The following is an 18,215-nucleotide window of genomic DNA, read 5'->3' on the forward strand; positions in this document are numbered from 1 at the left end:
TATAGAGATTGGCTTTTTATCATTCAAAAAATTTATTTCCCCCGCAATGCCCCTTTTTCCACTTTCCAAGCGATATATAAGGTGAAAGGAGGTGATCAGCATGGCAACCTCATCTCTAATGGATACGCAGCTTCGCATGGTACTTGAAGTAGGCGTGGACGCAAACGGCAAATCCATCTTCCGCAGCAAGAACTTCAACAACGTGAAAACATCCGCAACACCTGATGCGCTTTTCGCAGTCGCACTAGCGCTAGCACCGCTTCAGCAGCACAATTTGTTCGCAGTTGAGCGCAATGACTCTTCTGATCTTCAGGCGTAATCAGTGGACAATTTTCTAAGAAAGGAGGAAATCAAACATGGCAAAAACACTCGAACTTCAGTTTAACACCCGTGACAATAAACCGTTTTCGATCACGTTAAGTGATCCAGTCGAGCCCATAAATCCGGCTGCAATTGCAGCTGCGATGGATACGCTGCTTGCGCAAAACTGTTTTACAACAAGCGGAGGCGATCTTGTCTCCAAAAAAGGCGCTCGTATCATTGAACGCAATGAGAACGACATTATCATCGGTTAATTGATAGGAAAGAGGAAGGGCATTTGTCCTTCCTCTTTAGCAAGTTAACTAAGCGAACAAGGAGGGAGAACGAATGGAGTCCTGGATGTCTCTCATCAGCGATGTTGGCTTTCCTGTTGTGGTGACGCTTTACTTGCTGCACCGCATTGAGCAAAAGCTCGATACGCTGAACGATACCATACTGCAGCTACCAGATCATTTAAACGTTCGAAGTTCGAATCAAAAAACAGGGTGATCTCTGTAAAAAAAGAAGAGAGGGTTCGCTAAGTGAGCCCTTTCTACCATACATAAGCCTCATCTAACTTCATATCGACCAGCGGCTTCCTAACTCTCTTTTTAAATTCAGAGATGGTGAGGTTTCTTCAAGTGTGCCGCTGATCAGAACGTGGAATGCCTACCACACGTTCGAAAACTAAACTTGCCAGGTGAGCTGAAGCCGATGCAGAAAATTCAGCGTTCTCAACGATACACAGTTCCCGGTTTCTGTGGTGAGAAGCTATGGCGTGAACGGCCGTTAACGGTTCGGGTAGGTAACCAGGCGTACTACGGTACGGTAGCAGCGCGCAGATGACGCACATTGGACTGGTTTAATGTGTAGAAAGCGTGCTGTTGAAGAAATTCAAGCGTTCAAATCGGGTGATACGGTGGAAACCTCAGAAGGTCTCAGTATACTTCAGTCGAAAGGACGGCTACTTTTACAGCGCTGATGTTTTTTTCAGCGCTGTAAAGGTAGTCATTCTCTGTCCAATGTTTCCTATCTAATCTAGTGCCTTCAGTGGTTCAAGAGCACAAGAGCAAAACAGCAAGAAGATAAAGAGAAAGAAAGAGAAAGAAAGAGAAGGATGAGGAAAGTGATAGGGGGCTGGGGAGAGCGAGTCAGAGTTTGACGTTAGGGTTTGATACGAAAAGTACAATCAATTACTTTATAAAGCCTGCCGTGATTCTCGACATCAAGTAACAATATTCGGGTGGTGACAGGCACTATTAAAGAAGCTGATCCACCAACATCCTAAACTCCTCTGCAATCTCTTTATTCGTACTATAATAAAACGTATTCCGATCATCCTTAATATGAATATTCACTAATCCAGCCCCTCTTAAAATCGAAAGGTGGTGGTGGATATTTCCTTTCGCCATCCCGATTTCAGAAACAATGTCTGTGAAAGTATGGGACTCTTGAGACAGAAATTCGAGGATCTTTAATCGCTTTTCATCACCAAGTGCTTTTGTAAAACGGAGAAGTTCATTTCGTTCCTTTTTAGGATCCTTCACAGAATAACTAATATAAAGCGTATCTTTCAAATGGTCGATCAATGCCATAGGTTGAATGTGCAGAGAGGGGATTAAGCATACGTTCTGAACCGTTTTCGACTCCACCACAAAACGACTAGCTTGCAAAATAACTTCCTCTCCGGAATCTTCTTCCAACATCTTTTGTTTACTCTCTGCATCAGCCGTTAATCGCTCCAAAACTCCCTCACGATGATCCTGAAAATATTGCGTATTCCATTCCTTTAACAATTTAATCGACTGATCTCGCTGCGCTAATAAATTTGTAGGTATCGCCCTTTGATCGTCGAGCGAAGAAGCGATCCGCTCAAACAATTCCCCAGCTGACATATTCCCTAACCATTCAAAAAAAGAATCGATGTCATGTTTATAAGGGGATTGTTCAATGAAAAGCACGAGTAAATCTTCAAAGAACAGATTCTCTTTTGATGCGATGGCCTGTTTCAATTCAGGGGAAAGCGATTCTTCCACTTCGCCTGGCCACTTAGAACCAAGATCTAAATATTTCATAAGGGTTTGTCTTTTATATAAAGAAAAGCTTAATAAGAGCTCATAAACTGTAGAAGCTAGCACACTAACGTTATAGGACATAGAAATTCCTCCGATCACTCAACTTTTTTATTAGCTTAACATAATGAGTTCTAAATTAGAATAATCTAAATTATTTATATTAACTCATTGACTGAATATGTTAGTTCAATTAATATTGAACTAATCAAAAAGGTGGGAGGTTTTTACAATAACATTCATTGAACTGCAAAGACAGGTAATTGATCTTGTTGAAAAGAAAGCCAATATGGAAGCTTTTACGTTAATGGAAGAAGCAAAAGAAAAGTTCCCTCAGAAACGTGATCGTTTGGGACATTGGATCGCAAGTTTGTACGTTTTAGAAGGGAAGCATCAGGAAGCGCTAGTTGAGCTGCAAGATGTGATCGAGCATGGCTTATGGTGGAATCCAGAAATATTATCAGCAGATCCAGATTTAAGCACACTAAAACCGTATGCTGAGTTCAATAAGATTTTGCTAGAATGCCAGCGAATGTATGAAACTGAAAAAGAATCTGCTCATGCTCATTTCACAACACGCGGTAACCAGGAGGCAGAGACGGTTCTCTTCCCACTGCACTGGAAAGGGTCAAATAGTAAAGAGTTTTCCAAGCAGTGGTCTCATCCCGAAATTACAAACCATTACTTTATGGGTTTTCCTCAATCCACTCAGCTTTTTAGCTACCAATGCTACTCATGGGATGATGCAACAATGGCAATGAATGATGTGAGAAGTACCTATCAATCGTTCATTCAACAGCATCATCTCGCTGAAAAAGTTCACATCATCGCAGGAGCATCTCAAGGCGGGAATATCGCCACTCAAATGGGTTTGCGAGCTGATGTAGAAGAGTTTCACAATTTTATTGCGATTGTTCCAGCTTTCGATCTTAAGGCACTTCAAGAAATACTAAAAAATCAGCTGAATCCTCATGCAAGAGGCTGCATTATTACAGGAGATCAAGATCCTTTCTATGAAACTGTATTAGAAGCGGTTCAACTTTTTGAAACGTATCAGATTCCGTGCAAACTCATTGTAAAAGAAGGAATGGGACATGAATTTCCAAGTGATTTCCCAGATGTGTTAGAAGAGGGCGTTCAATATGTAACAGAATGGGATACAAATAGGGATGACCATACTGGAAAATGAAACCAAATATCTGGAGGATCGTACTAGTAAGAGAGAGGGAAAAATCGAAAAGGGGAGATCGGAAATGGAGTCAAACAAAAATTTATTGTTGAAACCCTACTGGATTATTAATTTGCTCGGCCTCTTACTTTTTATCCTAATCGGAATGTTCCTTGTTGTGAACGACCATCTAACTGCGTTCACCATCGTTGCGATTTGCTATGGATTTTTTATGTTAATTGGTAATTCGCTGTATCGCTCAAATCAAAAGTTAAAAAATAGAACATGACCATTTGCGTTTTATAATCAATAATAAAAAAAGTCTCCCAGTTTTACTGGGAAGACTTTGTGTCTTGCTGATCGTCATCCTCATCATCGTCGTCATCCACTTCGACCTGCAGAACCTCACCGCTCATTCCATCAATCTCCACTTCCGTTTCACCAGCATCCGTTTTGATGTCGAACTCATAAACAATCGTTCCGTTTTCTTTCTCAACCTCTTTCTCAGTTACTTCTCCAGAAACTTCTTCCTTCGCTATCTTTTCGGCTTCAGCTTCAGAAATTTTCGCTTCCTCGATTAGTTTGCTTTCACTCACGTTGGTTGAAGCAAGCACATTCTCCATCCCATCTGTTCCTTGATAGAGAAAAGCACCACCTGCAAGTCCTAGTACAGTACCGCCTATAATCAATGTTTTTTTGAATTTCATCATGTTTCCTCCTTTGGTTTGTATGACATCCTCTATGATAAGGAAACAATCTAATAAAAAAAGGACAGCTACATGAGAAATAAATGAGCATTCTCTCATGAAATTCTCATTTTTCTATTGCTGTTAGGGTAGGTACAATAAAGAAAGAAGAAATGAAGAGGTGAAAAACATGGAGAAAGAATTTATTCTTCTTGTAGAAGATGAAGTGAACGTCATTCAATTTATGCAGTTAGAACTTAAGCACGAAGGATACGAGGTGACGACAGCGAAAGATGGAGAGGAAGCAATGGCGCGATTTCAAGAAAGGGAATGGAGCGTCATTCTCCTTGATTGGATGCTTCCGAAGCTTGATGGGCTTGAAGTGTGCAGGCGAATTCGAAAAACGAGTCAGGTACCGATTATTATCTTAACCGCAAGGGATTATGTCGGGGATAAAATTCTTGGCCTTGATCGTGGCGCAGATGATTACATTACAAAACCATTTGAAATTGAAGAGTTGCTGGCACGAATTCGTGCAGTATTAAGACGTGCTCAGGCTCAGGGGGAAAAAGCGAAAGAAGATAAGTTAGTGATTGAGAACCTAGAAGTGAATTTGAAAAGTCGTCGCGTTACTCGAGAAGGTAACGAGATTGAACTCACACAGCGTGAGTTTGATTTGCTTGTTTTTCTCATGAAGCATGAGGGGGAGGCCCTCGGTCGTGAATGGCTTCTTTCCGCTGTATGGGGCTATGATTTTGCAGGCGAAACGAATGTCGTTGACGTCTACATTCGCTACCTTCGCAACAAATTGGATAGAGACTACGAGCCAACGCTCATTCATACGGTAAGAGGAATTGGCTATATCCTTCGTTCTTCATAAAGCCAGGAATTAGAGGTGGAATATATGAGTAAACACCGAAGTCAATCGCTACTAAAACAATTCACTTCCTGGTATGTATGGCAGTTTATTATTTCCCTGATCATCATAGGTATCGTCGTACTTAGTGCGATCGGATTTTTCTTGCTTGAAGCGACCCAGGATGAGATCGAAGCGATGGAAGAAAAACTACTGAAAGTTACAGAGGAAAGTGGTGTTCAGCAGTCGCTAGAAGAAGTTCTTTATCCTGACAATACGGACTATTATGTTGAAATTCTTCAACATGGAGAAATTCTGGCACAAGTAGGTGATGAGGAAGAACTAGATCCGAAAGATGAAATGAATGTGCCCTGGTTGGATCACTACATTTGGAATAAAGAAGAAGGATTATTTTATAAGAGTGATATAACGTTTGGCGATGGTGTGATACATATAAAAGTACCACTGGAGGAAGAGCTTGAATTCCTTCAGCTGATCTTCACCATTCTTCTCGTTACCGGACTAGTAAGCATTCTTCTAGGATCTATTCTTATCTATCAATTTACGAAAAAAAGACTGCATCCGCTCCTGAATATAACAGATGAAGTGAATGGAATCGAAGGATCATCGGATTTGCAAAAACGAATTTCTGAACCTTCGAACCCGAAAGAATTGAAAGAACTTGCTAGTACGTTTAATCAGTTACTTCAGCAGTTGGAAGAGCAGTTTGAGCGGGAGAAAAGCTTCGTCTCGAATGCTTCTCACGAATTAAGAACGCCGTTAACCTCTTTTCGTGGCCATTTAAATTTAATTAAAAGGTGGGGGAAGTACGATCCCGACGTACTGGAAACATCCATACAAGCCTTGGATGATGAAAGTAAACGTATGAAGCACATTTTAGAACAAATGCTCACCATCGCTCGAAATGAACATATGGAAACAACTCTTGAAAAAGTGGATCTGACTGAAATTGTTCAGGGGGTGATTGCCCAATTCGAAGCACGTTCACATGTACCGATATCTGCAAATTTTGAGCAAAATGTCCTAGTGTCAGGTGATCGTGAACAGCTCAGACAAGTGGCGGTCATTATAGTAGAAAATGCAGAGAGGTATACAACGGAAGGCAAGATTACCGTCCGTTTAAGAGAGGCAGAGAACAAGGTAATTCTAAGCATCTCGGATACAGGAATCGGTATTCGCCGTGAAGAAATCCCGAAGATTTTTTCTCGCTTTTATCGCGTTGATAAAAACCGTTCACGAGAAACAGGGGGTACGGGACTTGGTTTATCGATCGCGAAGGAAATCGTCGAGAATCATCAAGGTAAGATTGAAGTGGAAAGTGAAGAAGCGGTTGGTAGCACATTTACTGTATTACTACCTGTGATTTCAGGATAAAAAGTCTTAAGAAGGGTTGTTGGTTTTTAAGCGAGTGACAAAACAACCTATTATTGGATAAATATGTTAAAGTTGTTTTGGTAAATGTTTTGTAGTAAATCATTCAAAAGGAGTTGGAGAAGTGTCAATCCTTATTGCCTTATTTCCATTGTTGTTTTGGTTAAGCATTGTAGGAGCGATCATCTATTTCATCGTTAGAAAAGTAAAGCGGTCACGAAGAGCGCTTGAGGAACGTATTGAAGTTCTGGAGCAAAATCAGGCGGTTGTAAAAGATAAGAGTGAGTTTTAAGGCCGTTCATGTTCCGCTGGGTTTACTGGTGATGACTTTCACGATTCTTTTTATCGGGAGCTTCTATCAAATCTTTACGGTTTCTGAGATGGTATTATTTTCTCTTCTTCTTGTTTTCATCATGATGGTGATTGTTGATATACGACGTTCTTCATTTAAAGAAAAAGACGCAAAATGGCCACGGAAGTACATTTTAATGAGCGGCGCGTTCACACTTGTAAGCTTTCTCTCTTGAGGGAAAGCTTTTTAACATGTGTTGAAAAAAGAAGGTGCCTTCTCTTATTTATCGAAAAAGTAAAATGACTGATAAAAAGAGGAACAGGAGGCAACGTATGAAATCAAATCGCGTACTTTTAATCGTTGATGTTCAAAAAGCGTTCGAGGACGAGAAATGGGGAGAGCGAAACAATCATCAAGCAGAAGCAAATATACGTAAGCTGTTAGACGCCTGGAGAGCGAATGGAGATTGTGTCATTTACATTCAGCATCGATCTGATGATCCAGCATCTGTATTCTACCACGGACAAGAGGGGTATGAGATAAAGAACATCGTTAAGCCTCAAGCCGAAGACGTGATTTTTACAAAGAAGGTGAATAGTGCTTTTATCGGTACCAATCTAGAAAACTACCTCCACGAAAATAACTTATCGGAGGTAGTCATCACAGGGTTAACGACACCACACTGCGTTTCCACGACGACAAGAATGAGTGGGAATCTGGGATTTAATACTTATTTGATTTCAGACGCCACAGCAGCTTATGGACTCAAAGATCATGATGGTCGTTACCATGATCCAGAATTGGTTCACATGTTCACCTTAGCGACATTACATGAAGAATTTGCGACGATTTTAAAGACGGAAGAACTATTGCAAACTTTTGATCTTGTATCTGAGCGGTAAAATATCACCAAATTAAACGTGGAGGTAGTTTCATTGATAAAAGGCATTAATCACTTCTTATTTTCAGTTTGCAATCTGGAACGATCGATTGCATTTTATCAAAATGTTTTTGATGCTAAGTTACTTGTGAAAGGAAAACGAACAGCTTACTTTGATCTGAATGGAATGTGGCTTGCGCTGAATGAAGAGACTGACATTTCGAGAAATGAGATTGCCCAGTCTTACACGCATATTGCTTTTACTATTGAAGAAGACATAGAGAAAATAACGCGGAAATTAGTTGACCTTAACGTGAAAATTCTATCAGGACGGGAGAGAGATCACCGAGACAAGCAATCAATTTATTTCACTGATCTGGATGGACACAAATTCGAATTTCATACGGGAACGTTAGAAGATCGGATACGTTATTATAAACAAGACAAGGCATATATGGATTTTTTTGAGTGAGTTGAGTTAATTGTAGGGTAATATATGCTTTTGCAACATAGAGAATGTGACCATTAACTAATAAGAGTTTTATAGGTTTAGTAAACCCTTGAAGAGGAATACATAATAGATGGAATAGGACGTTAGAGTGGGCGAACTTTAGACTACAGGAGGCAATACAATGAACGTATTAAAAGAGCAGTATGATTTAATCAAGCATACGCGTAAAGTTCTCTTTCACTTTTGTGAAAAAATCGAACAAGAGGATTATCTAAAAGAAGTCGATGGATATGGATGGGGCTCAATCAGAAACCTTCATGTACATATCGCTGAATGCTACCAGAGCTGGATCGGTCGATTTGCTCTTGAAACATCAGAACCTGTCGTGAATGAGTTAGAAGTGACAAGTGTTAATGAGATGAGGAAGGTGTTTGAACAGGTTGATGAGCTAGTCTATCGTTTTCTAGAGGAATATGATGAGCGCTTCGATGAAAAGATTAGTCGGGAAGTTTCCTGGAAAGAAGAGGAAGAAGAACTTTCTCCCTTATGGTTACTCACGCATACGATTACACATGAATTTCATCACAAGGGGCAGATTGTAATACTTGCTCGTGCTCTTGGCTATGAGCCTGTTGACACGGATCTATTAACCCCATCTGATATTAACCGATATTTAGACTATCCTGAACAAGGCTAATTTGGCTATAGAAGGAAGACGACTTGTGCATGCACAAGTCGTTTTTTCATTTGATTTTATCGGGCTGATAAACGACATTGTTATTAATGGAAAATAAGGGAAACAAACTTTTGGATAAATGGTAAAATCAAGGTGAGGTTTAGGAGAGGCAAGTATCCGCCTAGCAATGCGTTAAAAAATTACGCGTAAGGGACAGGTGTACATATGGGCGATATCGTATTTCAACTGATTTCGTTTTCTTTAATGTTTGGGGTAGTAGCGGGGATTGTTTTTTTAATCGTAAGTTTGAAAAAGAGAAGTTCGAAGCTTGATCGTGTCGAAGAAAAGGTCGATCAGCTGCTTGAAAGAGAAAGATCGCAGTCTGATCGATAAGGGGAATGGCTATTTATATAGGGTTTTAGATGGTTTTTTGTTTCTTTTCATTACGCTCCTATTAATCTATGACTACTTTCCAACGTTCTTTTTAAAAGAGGTTATCCCCCAAAATGTTATATTTTTGTTGTTGCTTGGTATGCTTTTTATCAATGCTATCAACAAAAACAAGCAAACCTCTCCCGAGAAAGACATGTTCAAGTCACAGCTTGTTTTTCTCCTCTATGTTTTTATTTTGATGTTTGCCCTAAACTTGGCTGGTGGGGAATCGACGGTCGGATTATCTTTTGAAAATCGAATTTTCTGGATCGTGGTATCCATCGCGCTCGTTCAACTAGTGGTTCAATGGAAACGGATGAAGCGAGAAGGTCTGGAAAGAGGTTAAGGAAGAAGCGAATTAGGCTGAGATGTGTACTTCATAGAGAAAGGATAGATCCACTGAATCGAGTAAAGGATTTTTCCTTTCTTTTCATATTATCTAGCAGCAGTTTGATTAAGAAGCTTGTTGCGAAAAGGAGGGCGTACATGAAGAAAGTACAAATCATCCTTGCGATTCCTTCAGGTTTTCTACTAATTTACTCACTATTAACCAGCTATAAAGCGGGGCAGTTTATCGCGATGGCTGGTCTTTTTATTACTCTTTTGGTGAGGCAAGTTCGACTATGGAAATATGGTGCGATCCTTACTCATCCAAGTCGTCGGTATGAGGGGGAAGTGGAAGAAGAGCTGGACGGTGGGGGTTCGGAGGAATAGGTTCAGAGAAGATGGAGGTGTTCAAATGAGTCAAATGCAGGGAATACTGCTTGGTGTCGTAATAGGCATTGCGCTTGCGATTGGGTTTAATGTTGGAATCTCAGTGACTGACAATATCGTAATAAGCATTGTGATTGCTTTGGTTGTGGGATTACTCGCTAGAGTGGTTGGCAAGCTTATCATCAAAGGGATGAAATAGATTGAATCGTATAGAAAAGAGATGATTATGAAGGAGAATAGTTGGTCAAAGAAGAGTAGAAAGATTGTAAGAGGGCTGATTTATGCCGCGCTCTTTATCGGAGCTGTTCAATTTTTGTTTGATCCGGATCCTTTTAATGATTACATAGGTTGGGGATTTTTACTCATGTTTTGGTTGATTCGAATGGTACATAGTGCGGTTAGAAACCTGAACGATGGTCACAGAAATCTTGCGATGTTAGATGTCGGCATGGCGATTATGTCTGGTCTAGCTGTTGCGGCAGTATGGATAACTTATTTCATCGGCCTCTAAGCCCTGGTGCAGAAGATGGAGACTAATCCATTCTTACCCTTTTCAGTTTGCATTCGCTTACAAATGTTTACACTTATTTCTTCCGTGGTATCTCAATAAAACAGCATTATTAAACTAACCATTATGGAAGAAAAAAGGAGAGATACATCGTGAGCAAAAACGGACAACCAAAACAAACGCAGGCAGAGCAACCTGGTATTGAATCGCAAATGACGCCAAGACCGGATCAACCGCATGAATACATAGGCAGTCACAAGCTTGAGAACAAAGTGGCGCTCATAACTGGTGGAGACAGCGGCATTGGTCGCGCGGTGGCCATCGCCTATGCGAAAGAAGGCGCACACGTCGCGATCAACTATCTTGAAAAAGAACAAAGTGACGCGGACGAAACAAAGAAATTTGTTGAGGAAGAAGGCGTCAAATGTTTCTTGATTCCAGGAGATGTATCGGAAGAGAAAGAATGTAAGGATCTTATCGACAAAACGCTTGATCACTTTGGAAAGCTCGACATCCTCGTGAATAACGCAGCGATTCAATTTCCAACAGAAAGCATTGAAGACATTTCTTACGAGCAGTGGGATCAAACGTTTAAAACAAATGTGTATTCCGTCTTTAATATGACGAAGTACGCGGTGCCGCATCTACAAAAAGGAAGCTCGATTATTAATACAACATCGATTAATCCATACACAGGAAACAAAGTGTTAATTGACTATACGTCAACGAAAGGTGCGATTGTGGCATTTACGCGCAGTATGGCTGCGAACCTTGTTGATAAAGGCATTCGCGTCAACATGGTGGCTCCAGGACCAATCTGGACACCGCTCATTCCATCTACGTTTGATGAAGATTCCGTTGCAGAATTTGGTACAGACAATCCGATGGGACGCCCGGGTCAACCGTCTGAACTGTTTGGGCCATATGTCTTGCTAGCGTCTGATGACGGTTCTTACATGACTGGCCAGTGCATTCATGTGAATGGCGGAGACTTTATGTCTTCCTGATCACGTGGTCGGGTTGATCGTCGGAATGGCCGTTTATTGGCCAAAAACGAAATTTATTGGCCAAACTGAGATTTTATTGGCCAAATTCGAGATATATTGGCTAAAATCACAATTTATTGGCCAAACCGCGCCTTTACCAAAAAAATCGCTCACTCATGGATCAGTTTTCAAGAGTGAGCGGCATTTACAATCGTTCGCATAAAGCACAGTTTGGATGATGAATATAACGGTTCCTTTTTCGAAAGGGAATCGTTTTTTAATTTTCTAAATGAAATCATATCGATTGTATTGGAAATGATGGTTTGCTAGAATCAGATGAACGTGTAACTAGAGAAGAGAAAGGTGTCACTTTTATGCTTCATAACCCAACAGGAAAAGAACGGATCGGACTCGCTTTACTACTAGGGATGCTCGGAATTATGGGCCCATTAAATATTGATATGTATCTCCCTAGTTTTCCAGGGATTGCGAGTGATTTAAATGCGAGCGCCTCGCTCGTTCAACTTAGTTTAACAACCTGTCTCATTGGACTTGCGATTGGGCAAATCGTAATAGGTCCTTATAGTGATGCACAGGGAAGACGTAAGCCATTATTAATTTTTATTTTCTTATTTGCGGTTGCCTCGATTCTTTGTGCAGTTGCACCGAACATTCTGACACTCGTGATTGCCCGTTTCCTTCAGGGCTTTACAGCATCAGCTGGTGTTGTGCTCTCACGTGCGGTTGTTCGTGATGTGTTTAGTGGACGAGAGCTCACGAAGTTCTTCGCGCTTTTGATGGTGATTAATGCAACGGCCCCAATGATTGCGCCCATTGCAGGTGGAGCGATTTTACTTTTGCCATTTGCGACGTGGAATACCATTTTTTATTTCCTAGGTCTTCTTGGATTGATTATCGTAACGGTCATTGGCCTACGACTACCAGAGACGCTACCACCTGAAAAAAGGCTGCCAAGCACGGTGAAGCAATCGGTTCGTACGATGGGAAGTTTGCTGAAAGATCGTTCCTTTATTGGCTATGCATTAACGATTGGCTTTGTCCACGGTGGTAGCTTTGCCTACGTTTCCGGAACACCTTTCGTTTACCAGGGGATTTACAACGTTTCTCCGCAGTTGTTTAGTCTATTATTTGGGATTAACGGGCTCGCAATTATTTCAGGGAGCTTTATGATTGGTAAGTTAAGTGCCTACTTTCATGAAAGAAGTTTGCTTCGAACCGCAGTGATTACGGCGGTAACTGCTACGTCCTTCCTTTTAATTATGACGATTATTGAAGGACCGCTTGCGACGCTTGTGATCCCGATTTTCATTTACATGACAGCGATGGGGATGGTGCTTACAAGTACGTTCACGCTTGCGATGGATAAGCAGGGACACAGGGCAGGAAGTGCGAGTGCCGTACTTGGTATGCTACCGCTGCTATTCGGTTCAATGGTTTCACCTCTTGTTGGAATTGATGAATCAACCGCCATTCCAATGGGAGCGATTCTCTTTACAACGTCTTCGATTGGGGCGATTACTTTCTTTACACTTACGAAAAAACATCGTAGTGAAGCGACTTCCTAATGGGAGTCGCTTTTTTACTTCAATCTAAGCGGACCTTGCTTTTAATTGCCATTTCCTTTTTCTCGCTGAGAACGAGATAGGGTAAAATCAACTTACGTAAATGAGGTCATGAGATGCAGAACAAAGGAGAAGAAAGATTGTATTCAGTCAGTTAAAACTCTATAATTGATAATGGATCTCAATTGTGGGGATATCATTGAATCGATCTTGTTAGAGGGGGTATTTATTTGCTTAAACGCTTCTTTTCTTATTACAAACCATACAAATGGCTATTCATCCTTGATTTCGTATCCGCCATCATTGTTGGTGTGTTGGAGCTTGCTTTTCCACTTGCGGTGAACCAGGTCATCGATCGGTTGCTACCAGAAGGAAATTGGGGCATCATTCTTCTCGCTTGTGCAGGATTGCTCCTTATTTACTTAATCAACACCGGCCTGCATTTTATCGTTACTTACTGGGGGCATAAGCTCGGAATTAACATTGAAACAGATATGCGTCAGAAGCTGTTTACCCATATGCAAAAGCTATCATTTGGTTACTATGATAATAGTAAAACTGGTCACAGTATCTCAAGGCTGACAAAAGATCTGGAGGAAATTGGCGAGGTAGCGCATCACGGCCCAGAGGATGTGTTTGTGGCAGTGATGACGCTTCTTGGTTCATTTGGATTAATGCTAATGATTAACTGGAAGCTTGCTGTACTTTCTTTCATTGTCATCCCGCTGCTAATTATTCTTGCGATCTACTTTAATAAAAAGATGACAAAAACGTTTAGGCGGATGTTTCAGGATGTCGCTGAAATTAATTCACGAGTAGAAGATAGCATCGGGGGGATTCGCGTCGTTCAGGCGTTTGCGAACGAACATCATGAACAAGAAAAGTTCCGTACTAACAATGAGAGCTATCGCTCTACAAAGCTTCAATCGTATAAAATCATGGCACAGAACGTGATGTCGAACTATCTATTAATGAGAGTCGTTACGCTATTTACGCTGCTGTTCGGTACCTACTTCGTGATTTCAGGAGAGCTCACGTACGGAGAGTTCGTTGCGTTCATCTTATTATCAAACATTCTCATCGGACCGATCCAGAAGATTAATGCTGTCATTGAAAGCTATCCGAAAGGCATTGCCGGATTTAAGCGGTATACGGAGATTATTGATACCGATCCGGACATTAAAGATTCAGAAGATGCGATTGAAATGGCGCTTGGTGGAGAGATTCGCTATCAAGATGTTTCGTTTGGCTATGAGGGCTACGCGCCAGTATTAAATAAGATCAATTTATCCATACAGCCTGGTGAAACGGTGGCATTTGTAGGGCCATCTGGTGCGGGCAAAACAACATTATGTAGTTTATTGCCTCGCTTTTATGAAATACAGGGTGGTGCGATAACGATTAACGGCATTGATGTGAGAGAATTGAAGCTATCCTCTCTCAGAAGTCAGATTGGGATCGTGCAGCAGGACGTTTTTCTTTTCTCAGGAACGTTCCGCGAGAATATCGCTTATGGAAACCTTTTAGCTGAAGATGAAGAAATACTTGAGGCCGCACGGAAAGCAAAGCTAGATGAGTTTATTTATCGTCAGCAAGACGGATTGGATACGGTGATTGGTGAAAGAGGTGTAAAGCTTTCTGGAGGACAAAAACAGAGGCTTGCAATCGCGCGCATGTTCTTGAAAAATCCACCAATTCTTATTTTAGATGAAGCAACTTCCGCACTCGACACTGAAACGGAAGTAGCAATTCAAAAGTCACTGGAAGAGCTTACGGAAGGGCGAACGACGCTTGTGATTGCCCACCGTCTTGCCACGATTAAAAATGCTGATCGAATTATGGTTGTGACGAAGGACGGGATTGCCGAGCAAGGAAACCATGCGGAGCTTATCGAATCAAGCGGTATTTACAGCCGTCTGCATAAAGCCCAGTTTGGGTGATGGATGAAATGATCCCTATCATACGTAGGGATCGTTTTTTTATTTTAATAACCACAGACGGTAGCATGGATCTTCTAAAATAGCATCGAATGAAGTACCCAGAGCTTTAGTAGGCTCAGGCTTTTTTTGCCTCCTATTCACTGTTTCAAAATCAACGATAAACGATGAGATCTTGCAAAAAAAAGGCAAATCAGATGGCTCATCACCTTTCTGCATTTGCCTTGTTTGCTTTTATTTCGGTCGGGAAAGGGGTCTGTTCTTGTTTTGGATCATCCTCCTCATCCTTGGAAGCATTAGCCGTTTTGTAGCGCTGCTGCTGTCGATAGCCATACGTTGACGAAAGAACGACTTCCTCATTTTCAAGTGCAGACCCAAGCGCGCCAATAATGATTGAAATACTCGTAGCTGTCCACGTGATGTAGAAGTAGTTATCATACCCAACTGGTCCGGATAATTGCGATTCTAACAGCCCCATTGGAATGAAGGCTAGAACGGCTAAGCCAAACATAAAGAATAAAATAATGTAATAAATCCCTATCGTGACGAGTAGCGTCAAAATAGTGGCGGTGTTATACAGCTTTCGAAGGTATTTTGCGCGATCCTGTCTTGGTTTTTCCCATAAATTATGGGCCATGACAATCCACCCGACCATTAAAAAGGAAGACACGACCATTAGCATGAACATTCTCCATAGTCCGTAGCTGTTACTTAATTGCCAGAGAGTGGGGAAAACAAGTGCGTAAGAGCCTGTCGCAAAGGCAAAAATAATCACTTTTTTAAAGGCCGGGAAGATGGCCCATGGTCGGTTGGCGCGAACCATGCCGGTTAATATGCGTAATGCACCACTGATACGGGATTTCACAATATATTGTACATCAATGGGGGAATTTTCTCCTTTTGTCACGCGTTTAATTGGAGAAAATCGTTCAACGCTTCCCCTTTTAAAAAGTTGCTTGGAGCCTTTGTTTTTTAACTTCTCGTTTTTCTGGTCGCTTTTCGCCTGGATTCGCTGTTGGGCCTTTTCACGATCGCTGTCAGGACTTCCATAATACATTTCATTCACTAACTGCAGGATCGATTGCCGAATGCGTTTCACCATCGGAGTAGAGCCGAGGCCAGGAAGACTGATGATAGCCACTTTGCGATCAGTAGAAGCTTCAGCTAAGATGGGTTTCTTTCCATCAAAGAAGGGCAGGTCCGTCAAACAAACGATATAATCCCAATCTTCGTTTTCTTTTCTTTTACAACCCGCTTCTAATACTTCTTCAGGGTTTTCCGTAACGCCAGTGAGCGGATCCACCCTTGAATCTACGTTCCATTCGCATTCATCTCTCACGTAATAGCTTAGTAGCTCAGGTAATTCGCCGCTTAATTGTTCACTAAGCTTTTTGGGGTATCCGGGTGGTGTGACCAAACCAACCGATAATGTTCCTTGACTCACGTTCTTTTCCTCCCACACCAATTTTTATGATAAAAAATAGATTCCCTATTTTATTGGGGTAAAACGGATTTTTTGTAAGAAAATGAATTGAATCCAATCTTGAGTTTATTTCCAATATTTGAAATAATTGTATCGGTTATATGGAAAGGAGCATTTTCGTGTTTGAAATCATTGATGCACTTGTGCCGACAATTATCGCGTTCGGTTTCCCACTCGCTGCTTCCATCATCGGCTACGCGAAGATGTCTGAGACAGAGCGTAAGGAAGTGAGAGAAACCTTTCTTACATTAAAATCTCTTTTTACAGGAGGATTCATTGGCTTAGGTTTATTTATTGTCTCCATAGGAGATGCCCTCACCATCAATAGCTTGAAAGTGGTTGGCCTTCTTTTTCTTATTCCTGGCACGGTTTTTACGAGCGTGATCGTATGGAAAAGAAGCAAAGTGAAAGGGATGACGACTGTACTTTTTTTAAGTGTGTTTATTTATTTTTGGGGACTGCCAGTGTAAGGGGGGAAATGAATGAAACAAAAAACAGTTTTATATGCTAGTCTGATTTGTTTGGTCTTGCTTGCTGCGTCCATTGCCTACAATTTCCTCAATGAGGAAGATCCATATCTTGGTTATACGGGATTAGGGGATTCGGTTAAGCTTTCAGAGGATGACCGTAAAGTCTACTTTTCTTATTATCAAGATGGGAAGGAATCGATCTATCGCGCAAATATCGATGGCAGTGCAGTCGAACAAATAATCCATCCGGATGAGGAACGGCACCGAAAGCCAGACTTATCTCCAAACGGAGAGAAGTTGCTCTATTTATCTCAAAATCGTGATCGCATCCAGTCATTGTACATAGCCGATTTGAATGGCGAGAATCCTAAGAAACTAACGGATGATACGATTCATGTCGAAGAAGCGGTCTTTTCTAAGAACAAAATCTATTTTGTCGGAATGTCGGCAGAGGCCGTGGGAAAAGCAGAAGGGGAAACGAAAGAAGGGTTTGATCTTCATTCGGTCGATCGAGAAGGGAAGAATGAGCAGAAATTAACTGATCAAGATCATTTTACAATGAACCATCTTGCCATCTCGACTGATGGTTCAGAGCTCTATTACACGTTATTTAATGGGAATAGTGATAAAATCTATGCTTATCATGTAGAAGATAAGAGAGAAAGAAGGGCGGACTGGGTACCGACTGAAGTGGGTTCCTTATACGACTGGGATTATGATGAAGAGAAACAAGCGTTCACGTATACAGATGTGTCAGAGGAATCGGACAGCTCGTTATTCAAATATGAACTCTACTATCGAGATTTAAATGGGGATAAGACAAAACAGCTCACGACATTAGAATCTTCTGTTGTGTCACCGGATTTCTTTCACCAGTCTGACAAAATCGCTTTTCTCGAGTACACGAATTGGTCCGGTCATCCAGAAAAGTATCAATTGAAGACGGTGGATTTCAATACGAATGAAATGGACAACATTACGATGGATCTACCGGAATCCACAAACAGCCATTGGCTTAGAGAAGCGCTGAACATTTTCACGAGCTCTACGGCAATCGCGATTTTGTATACCGTCTTGCTATGTTTGGTCACACTCTATTCCTATAAAAAGTATGGGAAGCCATACCGAACGGGTCTAATTAGCTTACTATTAGCAGTCGCTGTTTTTATTAGTAGCTTTATTCTTGGGATAATGACCAATCCGTGGGTTGGTATTGCCATTAGCATTGTAGCGATTGGCATGGTGCCAGGTAGTTTAATTGCATTGATTGTAGGGTTTTTGATAGATAAATTCGCGAAGAAAACTAAGTAAAAGAGCCGTCTCCTATTA

At 41.3% G+C, this 18,215-nt stretch carries 26 protein-coding genes; 23 read left to right on the plus strand and 3 right to left on the minus strand.

Features of this window, described 5'->3' with window-relative positions:
• Positions 1-100: 100 nt before the first annotated feature.
• From PQ578_RS09495 to PQ578_RS09510, 4 genes are all read left to right on the plus strand, one after another.
• The gene (locus tag PQ578_RS09495) at positions 101-319 is read left to right on the plus strand and encodes a DUF1659 domain-containing protein (protein WP_273833857.1); all 219 of its coding nucleotides are present in this window, start codon (positions 101-103) and stop codon (positions 317-319) included.
• 37 nt (positions 320-356) lie between these two features.
• Positions 357-575, plus strand: a complete 219-nt coding sequence (locus tag PQ578_RS09500; protein WP_273833860.1) for a DUF2922 domain-containing protein — start codon at positions 357-359, stop codon at positions 573-575.
• Between the two features lie 73 nt (positions 576-648).
• Positions 649-810, plus strand: coding sequence for a YvrJ family protein (locus PQ578_RS09505; RefSeq protein ID WP_273833862.1), 162 nt, complete (start codon positions 649-651; stop codon positions 808-810).
• Between the two features lie 204 nt (positions 811-1,014).
• The gene (locus PQ578_RS09510; protein ID WP_273833864.1) at positions 1,015-1,146 is read left to right on the plus strand and encodes a hypothetical protein; all 132 of its coding nucleotides are present in this window, start codon (positions 1,015-1,017) and stop codon (positions 1,144-1,146) included.
• Positions 1,147-1,559: 413 nt separating this feature from the next.
• On the opposite strand, the gene PQ578_RS09515 is transcribed toward PQ578_RS09510, so the two are convergent.
• Positions 1,560-2,456, minus strand: a complete 897-nt coding sequence (locus tag PQ578_RS09515; protein ID WP_273833865.1) for an ArsR/SmtB family transcription factor — start codon at positions 2,454-2,456, stop codon at positions 1,560-1,562.
• A 163-nt stretch (positions 2,457-2,619) separates the two neighbouring features.
• Here PQ578_RS09515 and PQ578_RS09520 point away from each other — a divergent pair, with 163 nt between their 5' ends.
• Together PQ578_RS09520 and PQ578_RS09525 are read left to right on the plus strand one after the other, a co-directional pair.
• A complete protein-coding gene (locus PQ578_RS09520; protein WP_420541556.1) occupies positions 2,620-3,561 on the plus strand; it encodes an alpha/beta hydrolase in 942 nt (313 codons plus the stop codon).
• Positions 3,562-3,625: 64 nt separating this feature from the next.
• Complete coding sequence (locus tag PQ578_RS09525; RefSeq protein ID WP_273833869.1) at positions 3,626-3,829, plus strand: hypothetical protein; 204 nt, start codon at positions 3,626-3,628, stop codon at positions 3,827-3,829.
• A 43-nt stretch (positions 3,830-3,872) separates the two neighbouring features.
• Here the strand turns inward: PQ578_RS09525 and PQ578_RS09530 are convergent, their stop codons facing one another.
• Entirely contained in the window at positions 3,873-4,247 is a 375-nt protein-coding gene (locus PQ578_RS09530; RefSeq protein ID WP_273833871.1) for a PepSY domain-containing protein, read from the minus strand.
• A 169-nt stretch (positions 4,248-4,416) separates the two neighbouring features.
• On the opposite strand from PQ578_RS09530, the gene PQ578_RS09535 reads away from it, so the two are divergent.
• The 15 genes from PQ578_RS09535 (at position 4,417) to PQ578_RS09605 (ending at position 14,936) form a co-directional block, all read left to right on the plus strand.
• A complete protein-coding gene (locus PQ578_RS09535) occupies positions 4,417-5,106 on the plus strand; it encodes a response regulator transcription factor (RefSeq protein ID WP_273833873.1) in 690 nt (229 codons plus the stop codon).
• A 24-nt stretch (positions 5,107-5,130) separates the two neighbouring features.
• Positions 5,131-6,477, plus strand: a complete 1,347-nt coding sequence (locus PQ578_RS09540; protein ID WP_273833876.1) for a sensor histidine kinase — start codon at positions 5,131-5,133, stop codon at positions 6,475-6,477.
• A 121-nt stretch (positions 6,478-6,598) separates the two neighbouring features.
• Complete coding sequence (locus tag PQ578_RS09545; RefSeq protein ID WP_273833878.1) at positions 6,599-6,766, plus strand: hypothetical protein; 168 nt, start codon at positions 6,599-6,601, stop codon at positions 6,764-6,766.
• A 31-nt stretch (positions 6,767-6,797) separates the two neighbouring features.
• Entirely contained in the window at positions 6,798-7,001 is a 204-nt protein-coding gene (locus tag PQ578_RS09550) for a hypothetical protein (protein ID WP_273833881.1), read from the plus strand.
• Positions 7,002-7,098: 97 nt separating this feature from the next.
• Positions 7,099-7,668, plus strand: coding sequence for a cysteine hydrolase family protein (locus PQ578_RS09555; RefSeq protein WP_273833882.1), 570 nt, complete (start codon positions 7,099-7,101; stop codon positions 7,666-7,668).
• A gap of 33 nt (positions 7,669-7,701) precedes the next feature.
• Entirely contained in the window at positions 7,702-8,118 is a 417-nt protein-coding gene (gene fosB, locus PQ578_RS09560) for a metallothiol transferase FosB (RefSeq protein ID WP_273833884.1), read from the plus strand.
• Between the two features lie 160 nt (positions 8,119-8,278).
• A complete protein-coding gene (locus tag PQ578_RS09565; protein WP_273833886.1) occupies positions 8,279-8,794 on the plus strand; it encodes a DinB family protein in 516 nt (171 codons plus the stop codon).
• A 204-nt stretch (positions 8,795-8,998) separates the two neighbouring features.
• Positions 8,999-9,166: a DUF4083 domain-containing protein gene (locus PQ578_RS09570; RefSeq protein ID WP_273833888.1), complete on the plus strand. Its 168-nt coding sequence runs from the start codon at positions 8,999-9,001 to the stop codon at positions 9,164-9,166.
• Positions 9,135-9,551: a hypothetical protein gene (locus PQ578_RS09575; RefSeq protein WP_273833890.1), complete on the plus strand. Its 417-nt coding sequence runs from the start codon at positions 9,135-9,137 to the stop codon at positions 9,549-9,551. The genes PQ578_RS09570 and PQ578_RS09575 overlap by 32 nt, the downstream gene beginning before the upstream one ends.
• Positions 9,552-9,691: 140 nt before the next feature.
• A complete protein-coding gene (locus tag PQ578_RS09580) occupies positions 9,692-9,919 on the plus strand; it encodes a hypothetical protein (RefSeq protein WP_273833892.1) in 228 nt (75 codons plus the stop codon).
• A 25-nt stretch (positions 9,920-9,944) separates the two neighbouring features.
• Positions 9,945-10,118, plus strand: coding sequence for a hypothetical protein (locus PQ578_RS09585; RefSeq protein WP_273833893.1), 174 nt, complete (start codon positions 9,945-9,947; stop codon positions 10,116-10,118).
• 27 nt (positions 10,119-10,145) lie between these two features.
• On the plus strand, positions 10,146-10,430 hold the full coding sequence (locus tag PQ578_RS09590) for a hypothetical protein (protein WP_273833895.1): 285 nt from the start codon (positions 10,146-10,148) through the stop codon (positions 10,428-10,430).
• Positions 10,431-10,579: 149 nt separating this feature from the next.
• Positions 10,580-11,434, plus strand: coding sequence for an SDR family oxidoreductase (locus PQ578_RS09595; RefSeq protein ID WP_273833898.1), 855 nt, complete (start codon positions 10,580-10,582; stop codon positions 11,432-11,434).
• A 353-nt stretch (positions 11,435-11,787) separates the two neighbouring features.
• Positions 11,788-12,999, plus strand: coding sequence for a Bcr/CflA family efflux MFS transporter (locus PQ578_RS09600; protein ID WP_273834958.1), 1,212 nt, complete (start codon positions 11,788-11,790; stop codon positions 12,997-12,999).
• 227 nt (positions 13,000-13,226) lie between these two features.
• Positions 13,227-14,936, plus strand: a complete 1,710-nt coding sequence (locus PQ578_RS09605; RefSeq protein WP_273833900.1) for an ABC transporter ATP-binding protein — start codon at positions 13,227-13,229, stop codon at positions 14,934-14,936.
• A 202-nt stretch (positions 14,937-15,138) separates the two neighbouring features.
• On the opposite strand, the gene PQ578_RS09610 is transcribed toward PQ578_RS09605, so the two are convergent.
• Complete coding sequence (locus tag PQ578_RS09610) at positions 15,139-16,377, minus strand: hypothetical protein (RefSeq protein WP_273833902.1); 1,239 nt, start codon at positions 16,375-16,377, stop codon at positions 15,139-15,141.
• Positions 16,378-16,535: 158 nt separating this feature from the next.
• Between PQ578_RS09610 and PQ578_RS09615 the strand changes: the two genes are divergently transcribed.
• Together PQ578_RS09615 and PQ578_RS09620 are read left to right on the plus strand one after the other, a co-directional pair.
• Positions 16,536-16,886, plus strand: coding sequence for a hypothetical protein (locus PQ578_RS09615; RefSeq protein WP_273833904.1), 351 nt, complete (start codon positions 16,536-16,538; stop codon positions 16,884-16,886).
• Between the two features lie 12 nt (positions 16,887-16,898).
• Positions 16,899-18,197, plus strand: coding sequence for a DUF5050 domain-containing protein (locus PQ578_RS09620; protein ID WP_273833906.1), 1,299 nt, complete (start codon positions 16,899-16,901; stop codon positions 18,195-18,197).
• The last annotated feature ends 18 nt before the right edge of the window (positions 18,198-18,215 follow it).

Source organism: Guptibacillus sedimenti (assembly GCF_028610665.1).
In the GTDB taxonomy this organism is placed as follows: Bacteria; Bacillota; Bacilli; order Bacillales; family Guptibacillaceae; genus Guptibacillus; species Guptibacillus sedimenti.

Bases quoted from the DNA above. Each gene is read 5' to 3' on its own strand.
- PQ578_RS09495 (WP_273833857.1), top strand. From the start codon at position 101: ATGGCAACCTCATCTCTAATGGATACGCAGCTTCGCATGGTACTTGAA.
- PQ578_RS09500 (WP_273833860.1), top strand. From the start codon at position 357: ATGGCAAAAACACTCGAACTTCAGTTTAACACCCGTGACAATAAACCG.
- PQ578_RS09505 (WP_273833862.1), top strand. From the start codon at position 649: ATGGAGTCCTGGATGTCTCTCATCAGCGATGTTGGCTTTCCTGTTGTG.
- PQ578_RS09510 (WP_273833864.1), top strand. From the start codon at position 1,015: ATGCAGAAAATTCAGCGTTCTCAACGATACACAGTTCCCGGTTTCTGT.
- PQ578_RS09515 (WP_273833865.1), bottom strand. From the start codon at position 2,456: ATGTCCTATAACGTTAGTGTGCTAGCTTCTACAGTTTATGAGCTCTTA.
- PQ578_RS09525 (WP_273833869.1), top strand. From the start codon at position 3,626: ATGGAGTCAAACAAAAATTTATTGTTGAAACCCTACTGGATTATTAAT.
- PQ578_RS09530 (WP_273833871.1), bottom strand. From the start codon at position 4,247: ATGAAATTCAAAAAAACATTGATTATAGGCGGTACTGTACTAGGACTT.
- PQ578_RS09535 (WP_273833873.1), top strand. From the start codon at position 4,417: ATGGAGAAAGAATTTATTCTTCTTGTAGAAGATGAAGTGAACGTCATT.
- PQ578_RS09540 (WP_273833876.1), top strand. From the start codon at position 5,131: ATGAGTAAACACCGAAGTCAATCGCTACTAAAACAATTCACTTCCTGG.
- PQ578_RS09550 (WP_273833881.1), top strand. From the start codon at position 6,798: ATGACTTTCACGATTCTTTTTATCGGGAGCTTCTATCAAATCTTTACG.
- PQ578_RS09555 (WP_273833882.1), top strand. From the start codon at position 7,099: ATGAAATCAAATCGCGTACTTTTAATCGTTGATGTTCAAAAAGCGTTC.
- PQ578_RS09565 (WP_273833886.1), top strand. From the start codon at position 8,279: ATGAACGTATTAAAAGAGCAGTATGATTTAATCAAGCATACGCGTAAA.
- PQ578_RS09570 (WP_273833888.1), top strand. From the start codon at position 8,999: ATGGGCGATATCGTATTTCAACTGATTTCGTTTTCTTTAATGTTTGGG.
- PQ578_RS09580 (WP_273833892.1), top strand. From the start codon at position 9,692: ATGAAGAAAGTACAAATCATCCTTGCGATTCCTTCAGGTTTTCTACTA.
- PQ578_RS09585 (WP_273833893.1), top strand. From the start codon at position 9,945: ATGAGTCAAATGCAGGGAATACTGCTTGGTGTCGTAATAGGCATTGCG.
- PQ578_RS09590 (WP_273833895.1), top strand. From the start codon at position 10,146: ATGAAGGAGAATAGTTGGTCAAAGAAGAGTAGAAAGATTGTAAGAGGG.
- PQ578_RS09600 (WP_273834958.1), top strand. From the start codon at position 11,788: ATGCTTCATAACCCAACAGGAAAAGAACGGATCGGACTCGCTTTACTA.
- PQ578_RS09620 (WP_273833906.1), top strand. From the start codon at position 16,899: ATGAAACAAAAAACAGTTTTATATGCTAGTCTGATTTGTTTGGTCTTG.